The 24,223-nt window shown below is 56.9% G+C and carries 20 protein-coding genes; 2 read left to right on the top strand and 18 right to left on the bottom strand.

Features of this window, described 5'->3' with window-relative positions; all coding sequences use genetic code 11:
* Nucleotides 1-377: 377 nt before the first annotated feature.
* The 3 genes from B3H65_RS05760 to B3H65_RS05750 all read right to left on the bottom strand — a co-directional run bounded on the left by B3H65_RS05760 (nucleotide 378) and on the right by B3H65_RS05750 (nucleotide 3,619).
* The gene (locus B3H65_RS05760) at nucleotides 378-2,582 is read right to left on the bottom strand and encodes an ABC transporter permease (RefSeq protein ID WP_286684481.1); all 2,205 of its coding nucleotides are present in this window, start codon (nucleotides 2,580-2,582) and stop codon (nucleotides 378-380) included.
* Entirely contained in the window at nucleotides 2,572-3,384 is an 813-nt protein-coding gene (locus B3H65_RS05755; protein WP_117679239.1) for an ABC transporter ATP-binding protein, read from the bottom strand. Before B3H65_RS05755 ends, B3H65_RS05760 begins: the two co-directional genes overlap by 11 nt.
* Nucleotides 3,385-3,475: 91 nt before the next feature.
* The gene (locus B3H65_RS05750) at nucleotides 3,476-3,619 is read right to left on the bottom strand and encodes a hypothetical protein (RefSeq protein ID WP_181973295.1); all 144 of its coding nucleotides are present in this window, start codon (nucleotides 3,617-3,619) and stop codon (nucleotides 3,476-3,478) included.
* Between the two features lie 199 nt (nucleotides 3,620-3,818).
* Between B3H65_RS05750 and vsr the strand changes: the two genes are divergently transcribed.
* Nucleotides 3,819-4,652, top strand: coding sequence for a DNA mismatch endonuclease Vsr (gene vsr, locus B3H65_RS05745; RefSeq protein WP_286684480.1), 834 nt, complete (start codon nucleotides 3,819-3,821; stop codon nucleotides 4,650-4,652).
* 1,202 nt (nucleotides 4,653-5,854) lie between these two features.
* Here the strand turns inward: vsr and B3H65_RS05740 are convergent.
* Together B3H65_RS05740 and B3H65_RS05735 are read right to left on the bottom strand one after the other, a co-directional pair.
* Entirely contained in the window at nucleotides 5,855-8,053 is a 2,199-nt protein-coding gene (locus B3H65_RS05740) for a YhgE/Pip domain-containing protein (protein WP_009140904.1), read from the bottom strand.
* A complete protein-coding gene (locus tag B3H65_RS05735) occupies nucleotides 8,053-10,695 on the bottom strand; it encodes a YhgE/Pip domain-containing protein (protein ID WP_286684479.1) in 2,643 nt (880 codons plus the stop codon). The genes B3H65_RS05740 and B3H65_RS05735 overlap by 1 nt, the downstream gene beginning before the upstream one ends.
* A gap of 341 nt (nucleotides 10,696-11,036) precedes the next feature.
* Between B3H65_RS05735 and B3H65_RS05730 the strand changes: the two genes are divergently transcribed.
* Nucleotides 11,037-11,501: a GNAT family N-acetyltransferase gene (locus B3H65_RS05730; RefSeq protein WP_286684478.1), complete on the top strand. Its 465-nt coding sequence runs from the start codon at nucleotides 11,037-11,039 to the stop codon at nucleotides 11,499-11,501.
* A gap of 7 nt (nucleotides 11,502-11,508) precedes the next feature.
* On the opposite strand, the gene B3H65_RS05725 is transcribed toward B3H65_RS05730, so the two are convergent.
* From B3H65_RS05725 to B3H65_RS05665, 13 genes are all read right to left on the bottom strand, one after another.
* Nucleotides 11,509-12,105 (bottom strand): 5-formyltetrahydrofolate cyclo-ligase, encoded by a 597-nt coding sequence (locus tag B3H65_RS05725; protein WP_009140907.1) that lies wholly within the window; start codon nucleotides 12,103-12,105, stop codon nucleotides 11,509-11,511.
* Nucleotides 12,106-12,294: 189 nt separating this feature from the next.
* On the bottom strand, nucleotides 12,295-14,319 hold the full coding sequence (htpG, locus tag B3H65_RS05720; RefSeq protein WP_286684477.1) for a molecular chaperone HtpG: 2,025 nt from the start codon (nucleotides 14,317-14,319) through the stop codon (nucleotides 12,295-12,297).
* Between the two features lie 122 nt (nucleotides 14,320-14,441).
* A complete protein-coding gene (locus B3H65_RS05715) occupies nucleotides 14,442-14,933 on the bottom strand; it encodes a GNAT family N-acetyltransferase (RefSeq protein ID WP_286684476.1) in 492 nt (163 codons plus the stop codon).
* A gap of 53 nt (nucleotides 14,934-14,986) precedes the next feature.
* The gene (locus tag B3H65_RS05710) at nucleotides 14,987-15,412 is read right to left on the bottom strand and encodes a CpsB/CapC family capsule biosynthesis tyrosine phosphatase (protein ID WP_286684750.1); all 426 of its coding nucleotides are present in this window, start codon (nucleotides 15,410-15,412) and stop codon (nucleotides 14,987-14,989) included.
* A 142-nt stretch (nucleotides 15,413-15,554) separates the two neighbouring features.
* The gene (locus B3H65_RS05705; RefSeq protein ID WP_286684749.1) at nucleotides 15,555-15,623 is read right to left on the bottom strand and encodes a CpsB/CapC family capsule biosynthesis tyrosine phosphatase; all 69 of its coding nucleotides are present in this window, start codon (nucleotides 15,621-15,623) and stop codon (nucleotides 15,555-15,557) included.
* 7 nt (nucleotides 15,624-15,630) lie between these two features.
* Nucleotides 15,631-16,422, bottom strand: coding sequence for a CpsD/CapB family tyrosine-protein kinase (locus B3H65_RS05700; protein WP_286684475.1), 792 nt, complete (start codon nucleotides 16,420-16,422; stop codon nucleotides 15,631-15,633).
* A gap of 3 nt (nucleotides 16,423-16,425) precedes the next feature.
* Nucleotides 16,426-16,785 (bottom strand): YveK family protein, encoded by a 360-nt coding sequence (locus B3H65_RS05695; RefSeq protein ID WP_270480925.1) that lies wholly within the window; start codon nucleotides 16,783-16,785, stop codon nucleotides 16,426-16,428.
* A 124-nt stretch (nucleotides 16,786-16,909) separates the two neighbouring features.
* The gene (locus B3H65_RS05690) at nucleotides 16,910-18,325 is read right to left on the bottom strand and encodes a sensor histidine kinase (protein ID WP_286684474.1); all 1,416 of its coding nucleotides are present in this window, start codon (nucleotides 18,323-18,325) and stop codon (nucleotides 16,910-16,912) included.
* 15 nt (nucleotides 18,326-18,340) lie between these two features.
* Complete coding sequence (locus tag B3H65_RS05685) at nucleotides 18,341-19,021, bottom strand: response regulator transcription factor (RefSeq protein ID WP_286684473.1); 681 nt, start codon at nucleotides 19,019-19,021, stop codon at nucleotides 18,341-18,343.
* A 173-nt stretch (nucleotides 19,022-19,194) separates the two neighbouring features.
* Nucleotides 19,195-20,001 (bottom strand): phosphate ABC transporter ATP-binding protein PstB, encoded by an 807-nt coding sequence (gene pstB / locus B3H65_RS05680; RefSeq protein ID WP_422652258.1) that lies wholly within the window; start codon nucleotides 19,999-20,001, stop codon nucleotides 19,195-19,197.
* Between the two features lie 356 nt (nucleotides 20,002-20,357).
* Nucleotides 20,358-21,797 carry a sensor histidine kinase gene (locus tag B3H65_RS05675; protein ID WP_270480921.1) on the bottom strand — a complete coding sequence of 480 codons (1,440 nt, stop codon included), beginning with the start codon at nucleotides 21,795-21,797 and terminating at the stop codon, nucleotides 20,358-20,360.
* Between the two features lie 129 nt (nucleotides 21,798-21,926).
* The gene (locus tag B3H65_RS05670; RefSeq protein WP_286684471.1) at nucleotides 21,927-23,288 is read right to left on the bottom strand and encodes an ATP-binding protein; all 1,362 of its coding nucleotides are present in this window, start codon (nucleotides 23,286-23,288) and stop codon (nucleotides 21,927-21,929) included.
* A 168-nt stretch (nucleotides 23,289-23,456) separates the two neighbouring features.
* Nucleotides 23,457-24,158: a response regulator transcription factor gene (locus B3H65_RS05665; RefSeq protein ID WP_009140918.1), complete on the bottom strand. Its 702-nt coding sequence runs from the start codon at nucleotides 24,156-24,158 to the stop codon at nucleotides 23,457-23,459.
* Between the last annotated feature and the right edge of the window lie 65 nt (nucleotides 24,159-24,223).

The raw sequence follows: 24,223 nt of genomic DNA, 5'->3' as shown, positions 1-24,223 counted from the left end.
ATACGAGTTTCCCTTCCTCCTCCCCCATCCCCGCACTTGGCCCCCAATGCGCCCCGGCTGCCTTGTACCACAGCTGGGGCGCATTTTTTCTGCAACCACAACGCGAAAGCGCCCCAATGCCAAACGCGGCACTGGAGCGCTTTCTTATATCCTCGGTTTTAGCCTGCCGGAGCAAGCCTAGCCGCGGGGTCCACGGCGGTACATGTCAACAACCAGCCAGACGACAGCTAATCCGGCCGCCCATCCCATAACGGGAAGCAACACATCGTTAAGACCGCAGACCATGGCTTCTATAACGGGACGAGGCACCATGGGGTTTGCCTCCAATCACTCGAGCAAAAACGAGGGTGGACACGAGTACGCGAAAAACGGGCTCGCTAGTGCGCATGGCGCACACGGATGGCGTCCGACACGATCCCTTTGCTCATGAGGTAGGTGACCAGGAAGTAACCGCCGTAGCAGAGCAGGAAGATCGAACAAGTCATCCCCACCGTGCCACCGATCGACATGCCACCAAAAAGCGCCACGATCTCGATAACAACCTGGAGCGCGACCAGCGAGTGCGCCACGCCCATAACCAACGGGAACACAAAGAAGATCGCCTGCTGCACCAGTACGGAGCGCATGATCTCGTGACGCGACGTACCCAGCTCGGAGAGAATGCGGCAATTCTTGCTGGAATCCGCCACGCCGGAGAGCTGTTGAATAGTAAGGATGGCTGCGCACGCCACGACGAGAACGAAACCGATATAAATCGCCAGATAGCTGATAAGGCCATTCATCGAGTTGGTGGATTCGTAGGTCTGCAGCCTAGTTGCCTCCATGCCCCATATGGCGCTTTCCGTGCCGTCGGCGTTTGTTATGCTTCCCCATGTGCGCTCGCGTCGCACATAGCCCTCGGTCTCCTCGTAGGACAGCCCCTCTTTGTAGTTTCCCATAAAGTAGCTCGTATAGAGCGGAAGCCCCAGCTCGTCGACGATTCGGTCTGGCACGATGACGGTACCCGAATTGGAACCCATTGAAGCGTTAAAGAATGAGCTCGCCGCCTCGTCCACATGATCGGACACCGGATGCAAAACGTTACCGCCCATGTCGATTTCAACGCCATCATGGAGGGCGGCATCATATATCTTGCCGACGCTTTCGCCCAGATCGCTCGCGATCAAATACCCGTCCCTGCCCAGGTCAACGCGATCCATGCCACGAAAAGCAAGATAGCGGTTATAATCGCTCTCCTTCATGACCTGCAAGCCCATCATATTGGCGTTGCTGCTTGCCGTGCCCTTGGGCAAAGGCATATTCACCGCATCGGCAAGACCGTTGAGGCTTACCAACGGAACCTCCTCGCCCATCCGTCGAGAGTCATACACTTCCACTTGTTCGTACTTACCCAAGATATGAGCAAGGTCGAAGGGCTCTTCGTTAGCAGTGCCGGCATCAATGATATTGTTCTCGCTGATTTTCAGTATGTTGAGCGGCTCGGACGCGAGCTTAATCGGTGCATAGCCTTCCTGAGCCCGATCGGCTTCAAGTTGAGGATCGTTGAACATGTCGGGTCCGTAATACATCACCGCACGGGAATAGTCCGCGATTGTGCTCCGCTCCACGCTGGTGTTCATAACGTTGACGATAGACATACCGCCCGTCACGCTAGTAATGGCGAGGAACAAAATCATCGAGATAATCGCCATGGAGAAACTCACCGTGTTCACCTTGGCGGAGAGCTGGCGCATGGTGAACATGTTGAGACCGCGCCAGTAGAGACCGCGGGCCCCCTGCAGCGCCTTGAGCAGAAACCCGGAGAAACCGAAGAAGAACAGGATTGTGCCGACGACCACGATTCCCGTAGTGGTTGCGAACTGTACAAACGCCGTATCGTACTCGCTTGGCGCCGCATCGATGGGCAGGCCGTCGCGCAACAGGCGGTAGTACGCCACGCCAATCATGACCGCTCCGACAATGAATATCACAGCCGATAAGATGGGATTGCGCGTCTTTACCGCCTCGTTCTTGCGATTTGCGCTCATAAGGTCGATAACCTTAGCGCGGCGAACTACGCCCAGATTGAACAGCAACGTGACAAAAAAGATGGCGACCAGGCACCCCACGGTAATCAGCAGGGCCGGAATCGAGAAGAAGAAATGAAAGTCGCGTATCTGCGTCTTGAACAACGATGCCGTAAAAAACGTCATGAACTGAGAAAACGCCACGCCCAACACAATGCCGAGCACCAGAGCCGCACCAGAGACGATCGCCGTCTCAAGCGCCATGACACGCGATACCTGGCCTCGGCTCATGCCCAGCACTTGATAGAGACCGAACTCCTTTTTACGCCGCTTCATGATGAAGTTGTTGGCGTAAACCATCAGGAAGCCCATGACGACGGCAAGAAATGTGGTGAGGCCGGACATGATGGTGCCGAGAAGCTCTGGCAACCCCTCCTCCTCCAGGACAATATCCGCCTGGACGGAAATGGTGTTGAATGCGTAGAACACCGTTACGGCAAGCGTGAGCGTGAGCAAGTAGACCAGGTAGTCTTTGCCCGCTCGGCGCACGTTGCCCCATGCGAGCTTAAAGAGCATCGGATCCCTCCCCACCCATCATGGCGACGACTTCCATAATGCGGTCGAAGAACTCGCGACGAGAACTGTCGCCGCGACGCAACTCGGTGAAGATCTTGCCGTCGCGGATGAACAGCACGCGACCGGTATAGCTGGCGGCAAAGCTATCATGGGTGACCATGAGAACCGTCGCTCCGTAGTTCTGGTTCATATTCTCAAAGCTCTCGAGCAGCAGACGGGCGTTCTTGGAATCGAGCGCGCCGGTGGGCTCGTCCGCCATAATCACCGCGGGCTTGGTCACCAGGGCGCGCGCCGCCGCCACGCGCTGCTGCTGGCCGCCGGACAGCTGATAAGGATACTTGTCGAGCGTCTGGGCGATGCCGAGTCGCAGGGCCACCTCTTCAACGCGGGCAAGCACCTCTTTGGCGGAAACGCGCGCGATGGTGAGCGGCAGTGCGATGTTCTCCCGCGCGGTCAAGGTATCAAGCAGGTTTGAGTCTTGAAAGATGAAGCCGAGCTGCTCGCGGCGGAACTTGGTGAGCTTAGCTGATTTCAGCTTGGTGACGTCCGCCCCTCCCACGATCACCGATCCGCTAGTCACTTGATCGATGGTGGAGACGCAGTTCAGAAGCGTCGACTTGCCGGATCCGGAAGGACCCATGATGGCGACGAACTCGCCCTTGGTGACCTTGAACGAGACATCGTCCAAAGCACGCGTCACGTTATTACGCGAACCGTACACCTTCTCGATATGTTGCGCATCGAGTACCACCGGAGCCGTAGAGGTCCGAGACGCCGCAGGCGCCGCATGGCGTCCAACCATACTGGGAGTAGGTACGTTCATATTCATATAATGACTCCACTTCTCATCTACGCCAAACGGCGCCCTTTTGCCCTACATCTGTATATGCGAGCTATAACGTGCTGTGCATGGATGCGTTTGCCATGAGCCACAGCATGCCCAGAGAAAGCACGGCCATAACAATGAGCACAAGAGCCATCTGGCCCATCGACATACCGTATGCGATTCCATCCATTGTGTTGTTTGTTGCCTTCATGACGAACACCTCCTTGACCATATACTCTCAAGTTGACGCTGCGACAGCCATCGATTTGCCTTACGAGATGCTTTCGCTTTTGTAAGGTTCACCCCCGCGTCGCCGGAGCGCTACTATAGCTAGGTCGATCGGGACAATCGCTTGCACCAAGCGTTCAATCGTCCCCCTGCCCAAGCGTTTAGAAGGGATTGCCCAGACCGTGAAAACCGTCCATGTTGCCGCCGGCGTCATCTGCAACCATGAAACCGATGAAGTCCTCGCCGTCCAGCGTGGGTACGGCGACATGGCGGGATTATGGGAGTTTCCCGGGGGCAAGGTCGAACGAGGAGAGCAATCTTTAGATGCCTGCGTGCGCGAACTCGCAGAAGAGCTACACGTCACCGTTTCCAACCTGAGAAACTTCTACACCGTTGAATTTGACTACGACGACTTCCACCTCTCGATGGACTGCTTCTTGTGCCAGATAGATTCAGGCGAAATCAAGCAAACCGAGCAGATGGATATCCGCTGGGTCAAACGCGAAGCGCTCGCCACGCTGCAATGGATGCCCGCCGACGTTGAGGTGGTGCAAGTGCTCACCGAGGCAAAGGATGCCGAAGGAGACGCGCGCCAGGTAAAACGTCGTCATGACAGCAGGAAGTCGATGCAGGGAAACAAGAGGGCGAACACCAAGCCAGAGCTTCTGGTGAGGCAGCGATTGCGCGAAGCCGGCCTTACGGGATACCGGCTGCAGTGGAAGAAGGCGCCAGGCCGCCCCGACATCGCGTTTCCCGGTCGCAAGATAGCCATCTTTGTCAACGGTTGCTTTTGGCATCGCTGCCCCCATTGCAATCCATCCATTCCCAAGCGCAACACCGACTTTTGGATCGCCAAGTTTAAGCGCAACGTGGAGCGAGACCAAGCGGCAATCGCCGAGCTTGAAAACCTAGGATGGACCGCTATCACCATTTGGGAATGCGAGCTCAAAAAGAAGAACATCGACCAAACCATGGAGCGCGTTATCGCCCAGATACGCGAGGCCACCAAGGCGTAGCCCCCTTGTAAGGTGATGTCCATGTTTGGGTTTTGCATAGAACAGATCTAATTCGCAGCAATTTGTAACATTTTATCACGTTATGAATAGCATTTCTCATTTACCTGTGATTCTTTTATTCATTATGCAAAGTGCCTGTGAGAATGATTTCATTTGATAGCGCACCGAACCGTCTCCATTGACCCCCTACCGTTTCATCACGAGGCGCACACGGTAGACGGTATATTTTTCACGGTTAAACGGTAGGTAATTCCTAATACAACCATTTTTACCTGCGATTTTATACATACCACGTTTGAGTGTAAGAGATTCTAGGTCTTTTCTAATCGCAAAAACAAGGGATAATGGACTAAGCGCGTTACGAGAGCAGCGACTGTAATGCGCATGGTACAGGTGGACGGGCGAGGAGGTCGACGCATGCATTCTCCCAAAGACGCAGCTAGTACCTTTTCGGTGCAGCCATCCCGACGTGCGAACCATTTCTCCTTCCCCCCGACACAGAGAACTGGCCTCCTCGACTCCACCAAACGTCGCTCCTCTAACCAACGGGTTAACTTGGAGCGCTCCTTCCACAACTTGCTTGACGCGTTGAGCATTTCCCCCGTATAGGCGCGTCACCGCAAGGCTGTCTTCGCCCCATGGCGACTCAAAGGGTCCGGATTCGTCCGGACCCTTTTGCGTTAGGCTCGAGCTTTTCTGGTCGCACGCGAAACCGTGGCGCAACTCAGGGGGAGCATCTCAGCCAAGCAAACGGGCCCACACGCCACTCACTCCCGACCGTGTAGCACCACCGCTATTTTTGGCCTCCAGTTGGACTTGATCGCTGCTGAAATCGACCTTCATGTACGGTGATTTGCTATTTTTGGGGTCCAGTTGGACTTGGGACTACTGAAATCGACCTCCAGTTGGACTTCGGTTGGAACGGCATGATGTCTGCATATAAGAAAGCGCAGGTAGATAAGACGAGGCACCGGAAGACTCACGAAGCCAAATCCAACTGGAGGCCGATTTTAGTAATTGGGACGAAATGAAGGCCGATTTCAGCAGCGACCAAGTCCAACTGAAGGCCGTTTTTAGCAGATAGTCCAACTGAAGGTCATTTTTAGCGGCACCAAGTCCAACTGGAGCGCGATTTTAGCAGTGACCCCAACACCGGGCGACGCGCCCATAATCGTCGCGACCTATCCGGACCCGGGCGCGCGCTACATCAGCTTGGTCTCTTCGAGCTTCTCGATAATCCAGTTGTTGGCGCGAATCACCGGACGACGGAACACCAGGCCCAGAGCCAAAGACGGGATAAGGTAGCTGGCAAGCGTGCCCATCTCAACCCAGTACTCCATTCCATACGAACCCGCCATGGCAGCGTGCATCGCATTGATGCCATGCGTAAACGGCAGGAACGGATAGACCATCTGGAAGAAGTCCGCTGTCATCTCGATAGGGAACGTTCCGCCCGAGCCAGCCACCTGCATGACCAGCAACACAACCGCAAGCGCCTTGCCGATATCGCCAAACGAGACGGTGAGCGTGTAGATGATGTTGCAGAACACAAAGCCCGCAAGCCAGCCCGTCGCCAAGAAGAGCAGCGGGCTTTCGCACTGAATCTCAAAGAACAGGATGTCGCCGGCGCACACCAGAGTGCTCTGCAGAAGCGACAGCATGGCGAACAGCATGAAACGACCCAGGTATAGCTCGTGCAGACGCACCGGGGCCAGCTGCATCTTTACGGAATCATCCACGCCGACCTTCAGCATAGCGGCCAGGACGATGCCACCCACCCACAGGCTCAAGATGGTGTAGAACGGAGCCATCGCCGACCCATAGTTCTTGATGTGGTAGACCGCATGGCGGTCAAGGCCAACGGGCGCAGCAAGCGCCTCCGACAGCGCCTCGGGGTCATTGCCGATCAGCTCGCGAATCTTCTGGAGATCACCGTTTTGGACCGCCTCGTCGAGCTCCGCTTTCATCTGCTGCAAATCATCTGCGGACGCATTCAGCGTGGACGAGGTATTTGTCAGGACCCTTTGCACATTGCCCAGGTCTGCTGCCAGGGAACCCGATGCGCTCTTGAGACTGTCCACCGTCGCGTCAACGTTGTCTGAGATGCCGGATGCAGAAGACGCAATGTTCTCAACAGAGGACTTCAGCTCCTCAGCCTGGCCCTTCAACGTCTCATCGTAGTCGCCCTTAACCTGGGACAAGGTCTGCTTCGCTTCGTCGATCAGGGCGATAACGTCGGCGCGGGCCTGCTGGGCGTTCGCAAGACCACTTGCCAAATCGCTCGCCGCCTGGCGCAAGCGGCTCTCAAGCTGGCGCTGCTTGGTCGAGACGCTCGTCAAACTGGTGATGATATCGTTCAGGCGCGCCTCAAGCCGGGGCTTCAAGGCGTTATCCGGCAGCTTCTGCTTGAGCGCCTCGACGTCCGCCGTGATCGCCTCGATCTTGGACGCCTGCGCGCCCACCTTATCTGCCAAGGCATTCATTTGATCCTGGGTATCTTGCGATTGGGTTCCCGCCGCGTCGAACACATCGTCCACAGCGCTTGAAACGTCATCAAAACTGCCGGACACAGAGGCTAGGGCATCATTGATGGAGTCGGCCGAGTCGCCAAGCGCGCCCTGAACGCTCGCCAGCCCTGCCTTAGCGTCTGTCAAAAGCTCTTGCGAGCGGTCGGACGTCTCGCCAGACGTGCCCAACAGGTCGCCGGCAGACGACACCAAACTAGAGGTTGACCCCATGAGCCCGCCGAACGAACCGGCGGTGGACGCCGCGTCGCGCAGGCTGCTGATGCCGCCATCCAGCGTAGAGCTAAGGTTTGACACGTAATTCTTGACCTCATCGCTATCCATGAACTCAAGCAAACTCGAGCTGGTAGCTAGGCCAATGTCGCCAATGGTCTGGGTAAAGGTCTCGTCGATTTGCTGGCGCACCGTGCTTGCGCCCTTATCGGTCACGCGCGGGGCGATGGCGTTTGCTTTCTGGTTCTCGTAATAGATGATCTCAGAGTGCTTCACCTCGGTTGAAAACAAGGTCATCATATCTGCCGAAAACTCCTGCGGTATCACCACTGCCGCGTAGTACTCGCCAGACTTCACGCCCTCGATCGCCGCGTCCTCATCCACAAACACCCAGTCCAACGCATCATTGGCGCGCAGAGCAGAGGTTACGTTGTCACCCATGTTGATCTTGATGGGAATCAAATCGCTTGTATAACCCTCGTCGCTGTTGGCGACCGCCACCTTGAGGTTGCCCGTATTGCCATACGGGTCCCAGCTGCCCGCGATGTTGAACCAAGCATAGAGCACGGGGACAATGACCAGGCCCACCATCACAATAAGGCCGATGACGCTCTTGCGAATGTTGGAAAGATCGTGTTTGAACAGGTTGATGATGTTTTTCATTACTGGTCGCCTCCCTTCATGTGCTTGGCGCGCGGTGCGCTGTGGTCCCCCGCCACGTCCTTGTCCTCATCCGCGCCGTCATGGGCCACCTTGACCGCAAGCGACCCGGGCAGCACGGTTGTGTGCGAGCGAATCTCATTCACCAAGGCATCATCCGGAAGCTCGGCGATGCGAAGCTGGAACTGCATGCTTTCGCGTATGTACTCGACCACAATCATGTACGTATCCACGAGAATGACCGAAACAATCCAAAGGACCAGCATGATAATCTTGCCCTCGATCTCCAAATCGAGCGTGGCGGTAAGGATGAACAGCACCACGGGAAGACCAAACACCAGCATGAAGCCAGCTTTGATGAGTTTGGGGTAGCGCTCCTCAAATCGAGCCGCCCGCAGAATAAGGTCCTCACGATAACCCGCGGTGTCGAGCATGGCGCGCAGGGCCCAGCGCAAAGAGAAGCGCTCACGGGGACGGTCATCTTTTTCGCAGATCATAACGCCCGTGCGCTCCAGCTCTTTATCAAACAGCAGGTTGAGGTTGAGCATGAGGGTGCGCAGCTTCACACCAATAAAGAGCGCGACCGCCAAAAAGACCGCAAGGACACCCAGATTGATTGCGTAGTCCATACCGTACATGCCGCCAATGGTCTCGCGCATGGCAGAGATGCCATAGGTAAAGGGCAGCAGAGGGTGCAGGCGCTGGAAGAAGCCCGGCATCATCTCGATGGGGTACATGCCCGATGAACCCGGGATTTGGACGATGACCAAGATTACAACCAACGCTTTGCCGATATGCTTGAACGCGCTCGCAAGCGCATAGATGATGTTGACGTAAACGAATGAGGTAAAAATACCCGCCAACACAAACAGCTCGGGGCGCAGGCACTGCATGCCTAGGACCAAATCGCCGCAGCACACGATAAAGGCCTGCACAAAGCCAAGTACCACCAGCAGCAACCAGCGGCCGAAGTAGCCCTCGGTAGCAGTGAAAGCGCCAATGCCCTCGCCATCGACCTCTAGCTTAATGATGGCGATGAGGACGCAACCTCCCACCCACAGCGCCAGGTTGGTGTAGAACGGGGCCACGCCGGAGCCATAGTTGCTCACGGGATACACTGCCTTAGTGGTAAGGGTCACGGGGCTGGACATGAAATCCGCCAGGTCGGCAGAACTGGCACCAAGAATCTCGTCCAGCTTATCAAGCGACTCGGATGCGCGAAGCGCGGCAACATCATTTGCAGCCGTACTCAACGTGCCCTGCAACTTCTCTAGCGAGGAGTCAGCCTGCGACATGGTCGAAGAAGCCTGGTCCAAGGTTGTGGTGAGCTGGGAGAGCACGCCGCGAGCCTGCGCGATGGTGGGCTCAAGGCTTGCCACCACGCCGGTAAGATCTCCGGATACCTCGGAGAATGAATCCATGCCCTGGCTTAGCTGCGGAAGCACCGTGCTGGCCATATCCTGCTGCACGCCCTCCATAGCGCTGATCCCCTGTTGAGTTGCCGAGTCAAGAGATGACACCGCACCCGCAATCGCGCCCGCGGAGTTCTGAATATCAGTGCTCTGGTCCTGCAGGGCGTCCTTCAACGTCTGGAGCTCTGCCAGCTGCTCTTCGAGCGCGGAAAGAACAAGACCGCTGTCGATGCCCGTGATTTCGCGAATATCGATGATAATCCGGTTAACATCATTGATGACCATTTGGACATCTGCCAGAGCTCCATCAACCTTGCCGCCAGCCGCGCTAATGGCACCGGAAAGCTTGCCCACGGCGACGTTGGCATTGGAAGACGCCTTGCCCATTTGGGTCAAGCCGTGACTAAGAGTTGTGTTGAGCGAGCTCGCAAAGTTGCGCGAGCTGGTGCGCGCGGATGCCAGCAGCGCATCGCCCTTATCGAGCGCGTTGACCAATGAGGGGATTTGGCCGGAGAGCGCCGACAAGGTCTCGTCAGCCTTGGCCCCCGCCTCTTTGGAGGTCGCGATGGTTTTCTGCATGCCCGCCAGGGCATCGCGCACGTCCTGCAGAGCCTGGTTGGAACGCTGGACGTTCTCCAAGATGCCGCCCTGGGTCTCGGCGCCCTGAGCATCCAGATCGCCCGCCGCATTCTGTATTTTCTCGACCAGCGTTTCACTCACCGTGGCGACAAAGGTCTCGTTAATCTGCTCCTCGACCGTCTGCGCGCCCGTATCGGTCACCTTGGGCGCAATGGCATTCTTCTTCTCGTTGCAATAATACTCAAGTTGAGGCTGGGTAAACGTACCCGTCAACATGCTGGTAAGGTTGGTGCTGAAGTCATCCGGAATGATGATCGCTGCGTAGTACTCGCCGGACTTCACGCCCTCCACGGCAGCATCCGCGTCTGTAAAGACCCAACCAAGCTGGTCGTTTTCTTTAAGCTTGGAGACGGTCTCATCGCCCGCGTTGAGCTCTCCCACGTATTCGTTGGACGTGCCCTGGTCGTTGTTGGCAACGGCAACCTTGATATTTGCCGTGTTTCCGTACGGGTCCCAGTTGGCAACTATGTTGTACCAAGCGTAGAGCGACGGAATAACGCATACGCCAATAGTGATAACCAAAGCAACGGGATTTTTAAGCAGGCGCAAGATATCGCGCTTGAAAATCTGAAATGCCTTTTTCACTAGAACCATCCAAACCTAGTCGACGCTGTCCCCCACGTACACTCCCCGTCCAAGACAGGGGTCGTTGACAGAAAAGGATTCCGATACGATTGCTCCAGCACTATACAACAATTGTGTATAAACGTACATGTGGGGAGTAATTTTGGTTGACAGATGAAATAAACCAACACATTCGAAGCCTACGCGACAGTTGTTGTAGCATATATATACTGTTGTAAGTACTCTGTTTTTCCGCATGCTCCCCGCGATAGACCGCGCACCGAGACTTTACAAAAGGCCACGCACGCACCGCCTATACTGGATACACTGTCGGCGCGCACCCTATAGTCGCACCGGGACGGGGGATGATCATGTCGTTTGTCTTTGATACCGCTTCCGCAGACGATTGCGAACGCGTTTGGGACCTCATTTGCCAGCTAGAGAAGTGTCGGCTGCCCTTTGAGCCCTTTCGCGAAATGTTTGTCAAACAAGTGAAGAGCACGCACTACTGCTGCCTTGTCGCCCGCGAAGAAGCAGATGCCCCCGCATGCGCCATATTGAACCTGCGCTTTGAAAACCAGCTGCACCACGCGGCGCGCGTCGCTGAGATCCTTGAATTCATTGTGGACGAGCCCCACCGCGGCAAGGGAATTGGGGCCGCGCTCCTCGAAGAAGCCCAGCGCGTCGCAAAAGAAATGGGATGCGTGCAACTTGAAGTCACCAGCAACCGCACGCGTTCGGAGGCGCATGGTTTTTACGAATCCCAGGGTATGGTGAACTCGCACGTAAAGCTTACGCTACCGTTTGACGAGATTGATCTAGAAGACATCTCCTAGCATGCGCCTAGCGGCACGCCCAGACGCTGCCCTCGGTCACGATGAAATCAACCGGAACGTCGAATGACTCGACGGGAAGCGGATTCGAACTGATCTGCATGGTCCTTGCCAGGGCGATTTTGTCTCCCGGGTAATGCCAGAGAAAACGGTCGTAGCAACCGCCTCCATACCCTATGCGGTGACCCTGAGCATCGAATACCAAACCGGGGACCAAACATACCGACCCAAAGAAATCGTCCATAGAAAGCAGGCGACACTCATCTGGATCGGGCTCGAGAATGCCCTTGAAACCAGGTGAGACCTGATTGAGGGATTCGATCTCGTAAAACGCCATCTCTCGGGTTGCCGAATCGACCAAGGGCACGCCCACGCGGCGCCCCGATTCGAGAACGCCCTGGATAATGCCGTGTGTATCGACTTCATTCCCATAAGATATATAGGACAAAACAAGCGGGGCTTCTGCAAACAGCGGAAAATCCAGTAGCGTTTCGTCGATCGATCGATCCATACGGGCCTTGAAAGGGGCGGGAATCTGCTGGCGCGCGGCAAGGTAGCCCGCTCGCAAAGCGCTTTTGTCAGCATCGGTGCCGTACGAACTCGCCATGCACACCTCCCATAATTCCCCGTAGTACTTGGAGTTTTATTTTAGCAGCCAAACCGGCAGCTCCACATAATTATAGAAGGCCAAAGCATGTCCCTTCAGAAAGCCTTAATCCATCAAAAAGGGCTCCGCAACTCGTATATGAGCTGCGAAGCCCTCTGTTCGCTCGGCACTACATCGCCAAGAAGCAATCTACATCAAGCTGCAGATATTCTGAGCAAAGGCAACGGGATCGGCAGGCAAGATACCCTCCACCAGCAGTGCCTGGTCATAGAGCAGCCCCGCGTACAGGGAGAGCTTCTCAGTGTCATCCGCCTCCTTAGCGGCCACCAACTTCTCGAACACCGGGTGCTTAGCGTTGAGTTCCAGCACGCGGACGGTCTTGGGCATGCCCTCGGCACCCGCCTCGGGACCGCGAGCCAAGACCTTTTCCATCTCAAGCGACAGCGGACCCTCGGTGGTGATGCAGGCCGGGGCATCGGTCAGACGGGCCGAAACGGCGACTTTCTCCACCTTATCGCCAAGGGCTTCCTTCATGGCTTCGAACAGGTCGCCGTGCTCGCGCGTAGCCTCCTCGGCATCCTTCTTCTCATCCTCGGTTGCCAGATCAACATCGCCGGTCGCAACGTTCTTGAACTCGATGTCGCGATCTTCCACCTCGGGCTCGGCGCCGTCGGCCACCGCCTTGGCAGCCGCCTCGCGCGCCACCTCGTCCTCGTAGACCTTGGGCAGGCCGCAGGCGTGATAGGTCCGCATGGCCTGGAAGGTGAACTCGTCCACATCCATGGTGCACAGCAGCACGTCGTAGCCGCGATCGAGCACGCCCTTCACCACGGGCATCTTGGACAGACGCTCGCGGTCGTCACCGGCGGCGTAATAGATCGCCTTCTGCCCCTCGGGCATGGTCGCGGCGTATTCCGCCAGCGTCACCATCTTGTTCTCGCGCGCGCTCCAGAACAGCAGCAGGTCTGCCAGCTCGGAAGCCTTCATACCATAGCTGGAGTAGATGCCGAACTTCAGTCCGCGTCCAAAGTTCTCAAAGAAGGCCTCGTAGGTCTCGCGATCATCGTCGCGCATAGCCTTGAGCTCGCCGGTGATCTTCTTCTCTACGCGCGAGGCGATGGCGCGCAGCTGACGGTCCTGCTGCAGGGTCTCGCGAGAGATGTTGAGCGAGATATCGGCGGAATCCACCACACCGCGCACAAAGTTGTAGTAGTCCGGCAGCAGGTCGGCGCACTTCTCCATAATCATGACGTTGGAGCTGTAGAGGGAGAGGCCCTTTTGATAATCCTTGCTGTACAGGTCAAACGGCGCACGGCCGGGGATGAACAGCAGCGCATCGTACTCGAGCGAGCCCTCGGCATGGAAGCTGATGGTGCGCGCGGGATCGTCCCAATCGTGGAAAGTCGACTTGTAGAACTCGTTATAATCGGACTGCTCAACATCTGAGCTGCGCTTTTTCCAAATGGGAGTCATGGAGTTGATGGTCTCGAGCTCCTGGTAGTCCTCATACTGGGGCTGATAGTCGTCGCCGGCATCCTCTGGACGAGGAAGCTCGCGGCTCTTGCTTACCATCATCTGGATGGGATAGCGCACGTAGTTGCTGTAGCGGGTTATGAGGTCACGCAGGCCCCACTCGGTAAGATAGGCGTCGTAATTCTCGCCCGCCTCGCCGTTCTCGCCCTTGGAGTTCTCGCGAATGGTCAGGATGACATCGGTGCCGTGCTCGGCGCGCTCGCCATCTTCGATGGTGTAGCCCTCAAGGCCGTCGCTCTCCCACACGTGCGCCGTCTGTTCGCCAAAGGCGCGGCTCACCACGCGAACCTTGGATGCGACCATGAACGCAGAGTAGAAGCCCACACCAAACTGGCCGATGATGTCGACGTCACCACCCTGGCTCTCGGCGTTTTCCTGCTTGAATTCCTCGCTACCCGAATGGGCGATGGTGCCCAGGTTGCGCTCCAAATCCTCCGCGGTCATGCCGATGCCGTTATCGGAAACGGTCAACGTGCGCGCGTCCTTGTCGAACGAGATTCTGATAGCCAGGTCGTTGGAGTCTAGCTTGATATCGGAATTGGTCAGGCTCTTGAAGTTGAGCTTGTCCACGGCGTCCGACGCGTTGGAGATCAACTCGCGAAGAAAGATCTCCTTGTTGGTATAGATCGAGTTGATCATGAGGTCGAGCAGCTTTTTGCTCTCCGTCTTAAACTGGCGCATGCGAGAATCCCTCCATAAAGCGGGCGCCCACAAACCTTGCTGAGGCGCCCTATACATTAACGGATTCTATACTACCCACATTCGCGCTCATAAAACCTAAGCGATAAAGACTTAGATAATCTCTAAAGCCGCTTTGCCATCCAAAGATGGGGCTGGCCCTCGTCTTCATAATCCACGTCGGAGATCTGGGTGTATCCCATCTTCGCGTACAAGTCGCGCACGTACTCCTGCGCATGTAGCTTGACCAGACGAGCGCCGGCGGCACGCGCCGCATCATCGCTCGCACGCACTATCTCGCTCGCGAGGCCGCGGCGCCGGTACTCGCCCAGAACCGCCACGCGCCCCAGCAAGTAGGTTTCAGAAGCCCCAATTCCCTCATCGAACTCGCAAGCGGGAGACTTGGGGGCATCGGGTGCAGCCGCCCTCTCCAGCTCCTCGGGAAACACGCGGGAACAGCCAGCGACCTCGCCATCAACGTAGAGCGTCACATGAATGCACCGGGGATCGTCGTCAATCTGATCGAACTCGTTTTCATAGCCCTGCTCGTCCATAAACACGCGCTTGCGCACATCAAACGCCGCATCTCGCGCATCAAAGCGCACGGTCAGTTCCATCTGGGCCTCCTTGCCGCAGCACAATAACCAAAAGCAGCGCGAAGCCCTAGACACTAGCGCTCGACGTAGCGCGAGCATACCTTTTTGAAGTAGCGGTAATGGCCGGCGTTATGGGCATCGCTTGCCACATAATCATACAAGCCGGCATTGAGCAACTTAAGCGCGGGACGCTTCTCTTTGCCAAATCTGCCGCCAGCTATAAAGTCAGCCGAAGCCTGAAGCTTGCAACCCATCGAAAACAAGCGCTGAGCGATCTCGATATCCTGCTGGATAGCCCGGCAGCGCTCTGGGTGGGCGATGATAATCTGATAGCCCCTACCCTGGAGTTCGTAGATGGTGCGCTCGTACTCCACAAAGTCGTACTTGGTGGCGCCGCGAGAAAGCTCCAGCAGCAGCTCGTTGCTGCCATCAAAGTGAAGGTAGCGCGCGTAATCAAGGCCCAAGTCCATCAGCTTTGCATAGTTGACCTCAAAGCCCATCTGCAAGGGGAACCCCCCCCGGCACGGCTCTGTAGGAGCCTAAAGGCATTCCACATGGCCGCATAATTAAAGTAGGGGTCCCGGCAATGGGGCGTGCAAACAATACGGGTTATACCCGCCTTCTTTGCCGCCCGCAGCATATCTAAGCTTTCATGCAATCCCGGGCGCCGTCATCGACACCCGGGAGAATGTGGCAATGTATATCGCGCACGGCCGCGTTAACGCTTTGCGAAGCGGCTGCCGCTGGGGCGCTTGGCGCGCGAAGCGGGCTCAAGCTTTACCGGAGCGCTCAGCACGCCATCAGCCACGGGATCGGGCTGGCCCGCGCTGGACTTATGATGAGAGCCGTCCTTGGAGTAATACGAGTAATAATACTCGTTACCAATGTTCTCGCAGCAATTCATCACCGTGCCGATAATATGAACCTCTGCCTTGTGAAGCTGGGCGACAGCGTCCACAACCTCCTTGCGCCTGGTATAGTTCTCGCGAATAACAAATACAACGCCATCAACCAGCTGGCCAATCTCGGCAGCATCGACAAAGGCGCCCACCGGCGGCGTGTCGACAACCACGTAATTAAAGCGATTCTCGAGCTGACTGATTAGGTCTGCAAAACGACGGGAGGCAATCAGGTCAGCCGGATTGGGAATATGCGGCTCGCAGTCAAGGAAGAACATACCGGGCTGATCAACCTCAACCAGCGCCTCATCAAGCGTTGCCTGCTCGGAAAGAACGGCGTAGATACCACCAGACGAGTGGACGCCAAGCATATTCGCCAGGCTGCGACGACGCATATCGCATTCGACCAAAACCACGCTAGCACCACTCGATGCAATTGCTCGAGCCAAATTGCATGCCGTGGTCGACTTGCCCTCCTTAGGTTTGGACGAGGTGACCGCAAGGGTCTGGATGGGCTTATCTACGCTTGCAAAACGGATGTTGGCAAGCAAGGTTTTCATTGCATTCTGAACAGCGCGGCGATCGTTGCCAGCCCTCTTTTTCAACGCCATGGATTACCTACCGTCCTTAAGAACCGGGATACGGCCAATGACAGAGATGCCAAGGAGGTCCTCGGCATCCTCAGAGCTGCGGACGCGCGTGTTCAGCATATCGATAAGTACGATAATCGCAACCGCGGCAAACAGTCCTGCCAAAAACGCGACGGCAACATACAAAGTACGGTTGGGGCCGCTGGGAGATGTGGGGGCGTCGGCGCGATCGATCACATTGACGCTCTGAGCCATCTGCACGTTTTGCGCAACCTCAGAGACCTCTTCTGCGATAGCGTTCGCAACGCGGGCGACACCCTCGGCATCCTTGCCGGTAACGCTCAGCGTAATGACGCGCGACGTGGTCTCGCTCGAAACGGACACCTTATAACCATTCAGGCTCTTAAGACCCAGTTTTTTAGCGGAACCTTCGCTCTCATGGCTAAAAGCAAATTCGTCTAGCAGCGCATAATGTCGAGTGAAAGGGGGCGGCCTCGCTTTTTATGAACTAAAACGAAGAGACTTTGAATGCCTCGGGGAACGTAACGGTAATGCACGTGCCCTCACCCAACTTGCTCTCCACATTTAGCTCGGCATTATGGAACACGGCCGCGTGCTTCACGATAGCAAGCCCCAGACCGGTTCCCCCGCGCGCTTTCGAACGACTCTTATCCACGCGGTAGAAACGCTCGAAAATCTTCTCACGCTCCTCCTCCGCGATGCCGATGCCCGTATCCGATACGCGAATATAGGGTCGTTCATCGCTATTGAGCCCGCAGGCCAAGAGAACGGAGCCGTCTGCCTTGTTGTAGCGAATCGCGTTGCTCGCCAAGTTGTAGACCAGCTCGTCCAACAGGCGCGGCACGCCCTCGACCACCGCGGGGCAGGAGGAAACGGTCAGCAGTACCCCCTGCTTGGCGGCAACGCCCTCAAGTCTCTGATATACGGAGTCAAGCATGCGGGGCAGGTCCACCGGCTCTCGAGTGCCCAGCACGCTCGCAGCGGCGGCATCGGCACTATGCTCGGCCTCGTCCAAATTAGACAGGGTAAGGATATCGTTAACCAGCGAGGTGAGACGCCCTGCCTCCTTATAGATACGCATGGCGAAATCACGCTGGTCATCCTCGCTTGCCACCATACCGCTGCCAATAAGCTCCGCGTAGCCAGAGATTGCGGTAAGCGGAGTCTTGAGTTCGTGCGTAATGTTGGCAGTAAATTCGCGACGCATGCGATCGTTGTCAGCGAGCACGCGCATCTGGCGTTTGAGCTCCTGGCGCTGATTCTCGATGCGCTCAAGCATTGGCACCATTTCCTGATAGGCATTTTCCATATTGCGCTTGGGATGATCGAGATCGACCAGCTCAAGCGGGGCGATGATCGCCTTGGCCTCGCGGCTGGCGGCCGCCCACGCAAGCAGCGCCGCCACGGCGCCCAGGCACAAAAGCGGAATGAGGAGGGTGAAAAAGATGGAGATATAGCCCTCTTGTCGCTTGGAGAGGCGTATCACGCTGCCGTCGTCCAAGCGCACCGCGTTGTACAGCATGGTCTCGCCCATAGTAGAGCTGGAGCGCTCTGATATACCGTCGCCGTCCGCCAACGCCTCGGCGATCTCCGGGCGATCAGCGTGGTTCGCCATGTCGGCAGGGCTCTCGTCGCTATCGTACAAAACGGTGCCGTCATCGGCGACCAGCGTCACGCGCGTATCGCCCAGCTCGATTTGGTCGAGGAGAACATAGTCATCGCTTGCCTGGTTAAGCGCCGCCGCCACCACGTCGGTCTCTTCGCGCAGTTCCTCGTGAGTGGAATCGGCAAGATTCCCCTGCAGATACAACGTGCCCGCGACGGTGAACACCGCGATGACCGCGACGGCCATTATGAACAAGGTTGCGAAAACGCGTTGAGAAAGCGAATGGCGAGTGGTCACAATCAACGCCCCGAGCTACTCTGCGCTGTCAGCCAGGCGATACCCGACGCCGCGCACCGTCTCGATGCAACCGGCGCGCTCACCCAGCTTCTGACGGAGCGTCTGCACGTGGACATCAACGGTACGCGAACCGCCGTCGAAATCCCACCCCCACACGCTTTGCAGTAGGGCCTCACGGGAGAACACGACGCCCGGCTTGCGCATAAGGTACTCAAGAAGGTCGAATTCGCGCAGGGTCAACTTGACCTCCTGCCCGTCGACCACAACCTGACGATGGCTGGGAGATAGAGAGATGCCGCCCAGAGTCAGGATGTCGGAGGTCTTTTTGGTCATGCCACCGCGACGGAGCAGCGCACGGCAACGGCTCGTAAGCTCCATCAACGAGAAGGGCTTGGTGAGGTAATCATCGGCGCCGCCGTCCAAAGCCACAACCTTATCGAGCTCCGTGTCCTTTGCGGTCAGCATCATGATGGGAACCATTGCAGTCTCCGAAGACGAGCGCAAGCGACGAAGGATCTCAAGGCCGTCGGTGTCCGGCAGCATGATGTCGAGCAGCACGGCATCCGGCACGCGCTTTGCCACCGCCGCCTTGAACTCGCTGTCGCACGAGAACCCTTCCGCCTCGATACCCTGCTGGTGCAGGGCATATAGTGTCAAACCCCTGATGTTGTCATCGTCCTCAACGTAATAGATCATGCCGCTCGCCTCCCGCGGATATCGTGTGGCGCCGCAGACCCATCAAGGCCTCGGCGCCCGTCAACTGCCCACACTTGTTATGCGACCAATCATACACCGTGCCGGACGCGCCGATAACAAGTCAGCGTGCATGTCATCAGAAGCGACTCCGCAATCGGTGCGAACTCGGTCGATTAGCCAAAGCGGCCGGTAAGGTAATCCTGAGTCCTGGTATCTCGCGGATTGCGGAACAGCTCACCGGTCTCAGCATGCTCAACCAACTCGCCCAACAGGAAAAACGCCACGGAGTCGGAAATACGAGACGCCTGCTGCATGTTGTGCGTGACAACAACCAGGGTGTAATGCTCTTTAAGCTCCATTGCCAGCTGCTCGATCATAACTGTAGAGATGGGATCGAGAGCAGAGGTGGGCTCGTCCATAAGCAGGACCTCGGGCTTGACGGCGAGCGCGCGGGCGATGCACAGGCGCTGCTGCTGGCCACCGGAAAGACCGAGTCCGGAGCTCTTGAGCTTATCCTTTACCTCGTCCCACAGCGCCGCGCGGCGCAGAGACTCCTCGACCAAGCCATCAAGCTCATCGCGATCCTTGATACCAAGACCGCGAGGACCGTAGGCCACGTTATCGTAGATGCTCATGGGAAACGGATTGGGGCGCTGGAAAACCATACCCACGCGTTGGCGCAGACGGGTCACGTTGTAGTCCGCGTAGATGTCCGCGCCGTCCAGCGTGATGGAGCCCTCGATACGGCAATCCTTAACGCTATCGTTCATTCGGTTGAAGCAGCGCAGTAGCGTGGACTTGCCGCAGCCGGACGGACCGATAAACGACGTGATCTCACGATCGCGAATGGCTATATTGACGTCTTTAAGCGCATGGTGGTCGCCGTAGAACAGGTCCAGATGCTCCACGCCCAGGCGCACATCATGCTGAGGTTCGGGCGCCTTATCCGCATATACCGGAGACGCCACGGGCTCCCCCATCTCAAACGCGCGCGCCGACGCGACCGCGTCCGTCCACTCCTGCTCGTTGTTTTCCACTCGCTACCTCCTCATAAGCCTATTAGCTCATCAGATGGTACGTGGCACACTTCATGCAGGTGAAAGGCAATTGTTAGGGCATTGTAATGTCAACGAGAAAAGGGCCCGAAGGCCCCTTGCCTCTCGGGCAGAGGTGAACAAGAAGGCTGCGCGATGCCTGAAACCCAACCGGCTCGCAAGCCGTATCAGCCAAGCTTGCGGACGCGCACGCCCGCGGCAGGTTCTCCTCGTCCACATCCACCTACGGCCACCTTGGAACTATTAGTCGGAATAGCCCGGTTAGCCTCGCGTGTATTGTCTCATTCCGGGAGCGTAATAGTAAAGACCGTATGCTCGGGAGTCGATATGCACTCAATAGCTCCACCATGGGCGTTTACGATTTCCTTCGCAATGGCCAAACCAAGGCCGGCACCGCCGCGATTTGTCGCACGTGCGGCATCCAAGCGGTAGAACTTCTCAAAAATCACCTTGAGCTTTGGCGCGGGAATGGGGTCTCCCTGATTCTCAAAGCGTATGCGCACGCAGGCGGCGCCCGTCGCCGCATCCTGCTCTCGGTCCGCGCTCACCCGAATGGTCGAGCCCTCATAGCTATAAGCTATGGCGTTCTTCATGATGTTATTGAACACGCGCGCCATCTTGTCGCCATCGACCAGCACGGTAAGCCCGGGCTCGACCTCGATAGAGGCGTCTTTTCTCTGGTCGGACAAGATGGGGTAGAACTCGTCCGCCACCTGGGCAAGCATGAGGCCCAGATCGACATAGCCGCGCGTAAGAACAATATCGTGGAAATCGAAACGGGTGATGTCGAAGAACTCCTCGATAAGAGCATCCAGGCGATGTGCCTTGTCCAGCGCAACCCCCGTAAAACGCACGCGCTGCTCCACGGGCAGATCGGGCGCCTCCTGCAGCAGCGACAAATAGCCCACCACACTTGCCAACGGAGTCTTGAGGTCATGGGCCAGATAGGTAACCAGGTCGTCCTTGCGACGCGCTTCATCGGTCAGCGCCTGGGCGCTTTGGCGCTCGCGCTCGCGGACCCGGTTGATAGCGCCCTCGACCTCCAGATAGTCGCCATCCAAGTTATCCCAACTGTCACGGTGGTCCACCAGGCGATCGACCATGTGCCGAGCGATGGCGCGGTCCGCATCCTCGCGACCGCGGTCGCGCCCAAAGTTAAACATGGCCCGTCCGGCAAAAAAGCTGCCGCAGATGGCAAGAGCCAAAAAGAAGCCGCAGAACATGAAGAAGTACTCGATATTGAGGAACAGCGGACCGGCCGCCCGCGTCACAAGGGAACCTATGAACAGCATGGACAGCCAGGCGATGCCGCCCATGGTAACGGTGCGGCGGACGTTGACAAAGCGCTCGATGAGCATGTACCCCACCACAAACGCCACCATCGCGATAAGGATGTTCTCAAGGCCGAGCAACTCGATAAGCAGCAGGCCAAGCACCACGCAAGAGACGATGCGGCTCTCGAACACGCGGCGTACTTTCTGGATGGCATCGTCCACCCGCTGGTCAACGCCGTCCCCCGCCCACGCGAAGTCCTGGGGCGGAGCCGCCGGCACCTGAGACTGCGCGGAGCCCGCGGCAAAAGATGGATTGGAGGCAGGTGTAGATGCCGTGGTTGCGTCGGCACCAGCTTGACCGGGCGTGTTGGGACCGGGCGCATCCGGATCATTCGGACGACCCGTTATGGGATTGATGGGCGCGCAGTCCCCGTGCTTTTTAGCCATGGGATACCCCTATAGACATGGGAGCGCCGATGTGACGGGCACTCGGGCGTTTAATCTTGGTATCGAGTATATTGAGCGCTCGCGTCCATGTGTACAAAAAACTTGCTTAAGCTCGCGGTGCGCACATAGCTAATCTAGCAACCACTTCCACGCGGGAACAATGTGAACGACTCCGCCCTCAAACGCAACCTCGTCCTCCTCGTCCATAGTAACGATCCAACCCTCGGGTACACCTAGCGAGCGCATGCCCGCCTGCAGGCCCAAGATTTCGCGCGCACGGGTCTTTTCATTTGACATGTCCCATGTCACCTGGACAAGCTGATACGCCTCGCCCATAAGAGGGTCACCGACCACAAAGTCGATTTCATGGCGTATCGCGCCGAACTCAGTTACCAGCAGCCGCGAAAGGGAGCCATGCCTGGGGCTCACGTTAACCCTTTTCATCTTATTAAAGACGGCGGTCTCCAATCGCTGCGCCTCATCCCTGCTTGCTGAAGGCGAAAACGCCATAAGCATTCCCGGGTCGATGGCGTACACCTTTGAGGCCGATCGCGTATTGTCCGCAAGCGAACGCGAAAACTCGTTGAGCTCGAACACCAGATAAGCTTCCTGATAATACGAGAGTAAATTAGAGAGCGTCGCCCTAGACGTCGACACGCCGGCGTTCTTAAACTGCGCCGCAAGTTTATTGATCGACAGCTCTCTGCCAGATGAGGCAAGGCACCGAGTTAGAAACCGAGAGGCCACCACCTGGTTGCGAACTCCATAACGTTCTACAACGTCCATGTTGACCGTGCGGTAGGCATATTCTTGCAACAGAGAAATTCTATCTGCCGGAGAAAGTTTTTGCGCGGCAATGAACCCTCCTCGCTCAAGGTACTCGGGCAAGAGGTTTCGCAACTGGGCGGACAACGTGCTGCCAAACACAATGGACGCGCCGGCGCCCGTGCCTTTTGCCCGTACGCCGCGAAAACGCGCATATTCCCCAAAGCTCATGGGGTACAGCTCGCGAGTTAGCGAACGTCCTCGAAACTCGCTTGCCAAGCCCGTTGACAACATTTTGGACGAGGAACCGGTAACGTACATTGTCGCTTTTTGCGTATCGATAACGCGGCGCAAGAAAGCTCCCCATTCGGGCACTTCTTGGATCTCATCAAAGAATAGGAACGCGCCCTCTGTTTTCGCTTGCGGACGCATGGCATAAAACGTGTCGAGAACCTTCGACAGGAGCTGCGAATCATATGGCCTGAGGCGTTCGTCCTCAAAGTTGAAGTAGAGGATATTGTCGAAACTGTATCCCGCCTGAACAATGCGATGCATTTCCTGATAGAGACGATATGTCTTTCCGCAACGGCGAACGCCCGCGACCACAATCGCAAGATTGCCACGTGCAGGAGGCTGCACGGCACCCAGTTCAAGGTCCCGCTCAAACACCTCGGGAATGCCTGTGTCGAAGAAATCCTGGATCTTCTCAGCAATTATCGAGTTCATGAGACGTCCAATCTTGCCACGCTACGTTGCAAGATAATGGTAAATCTTGCCACGCTACGTTGCAAGATTTGTATACATCTTGCAATCCTACGTTGCAAGATTTAGTGCAATCCCTGATGCAATACTACGCACGATTGCTTGCTATATAGTCTTTTACCTGCGGTTTTTCTATCCCTCGATGGTATAGCCGACGCCCCAGATGTTCTTGATGAAACGCGGGCTCTGCGCGTCGTCGCCGATCTTCTCGCGCAGATGGCGGATATGCACCATCACCGTGTTGTTGGACGAGGACATGAACTCCTCGCCCCACACCGCTTGGAACAAGTCCGCGACCGGCACCACGCGCCCGCGGTTCTCGGCCAAATACAGCAAGATGGAATACTCGAGCGGCGTTAAGCGCACCGGCTTCTCGTCCACCATCACGCTACGCGAATCACGGTTGATGACAAGTCCGTTAAAGCCGATCTCAGAGGCCTCTTCCTCTGCCTGGCCGCGGGCTCCGTACTTGGTGTAGCGACGGAGCTGCGCCTTGACGCGGGCGACCAGCTCAAGCGGGCGGAAGGGCTTGACCACGTAATCGTCCGCACCCAGCGAGAGGCCCTCGATCTTGTCAGTCTGCGAGTCTCGCGCGGTCAGCATGATGACGGGATACGTATGGTTGTTGCGGATGGTGCGCAGCAGCTCGAAGCCGTCGACGTCCGGCAGCATGATATCCAGCACCGCCAGGTCGAACTCGTTTGTCAGGATCTCTCGCGCCGCATCCGCTCCCGTGTAGGCAAGCGTTACCTGGTAGCCCTCGTTCTTTAAATAGATTCCAACCAGGTCGGTAATGGTCTTCTCGTCATCGACAACAAGGATATGCGCGTCCATGCGACCTCCCCTTTGGGCTATCCGTCTGGCGCCAACGCGACCCCCGATTAATCGCATGGCAGCAG

Origin of the sequence: Collinsella sp. UBA1693, assembly GCF_002320115.1 — a bacterium.
GTDB lineage: Bacteria > Actinomycetota > Coriobacteriia > Coriobacteriales > Coriobacteriaceae > Collinsella > Collinsella tanakaei.
This window is presented reverse-complemented; position numbering and strand designations above follow the sequence as displayed.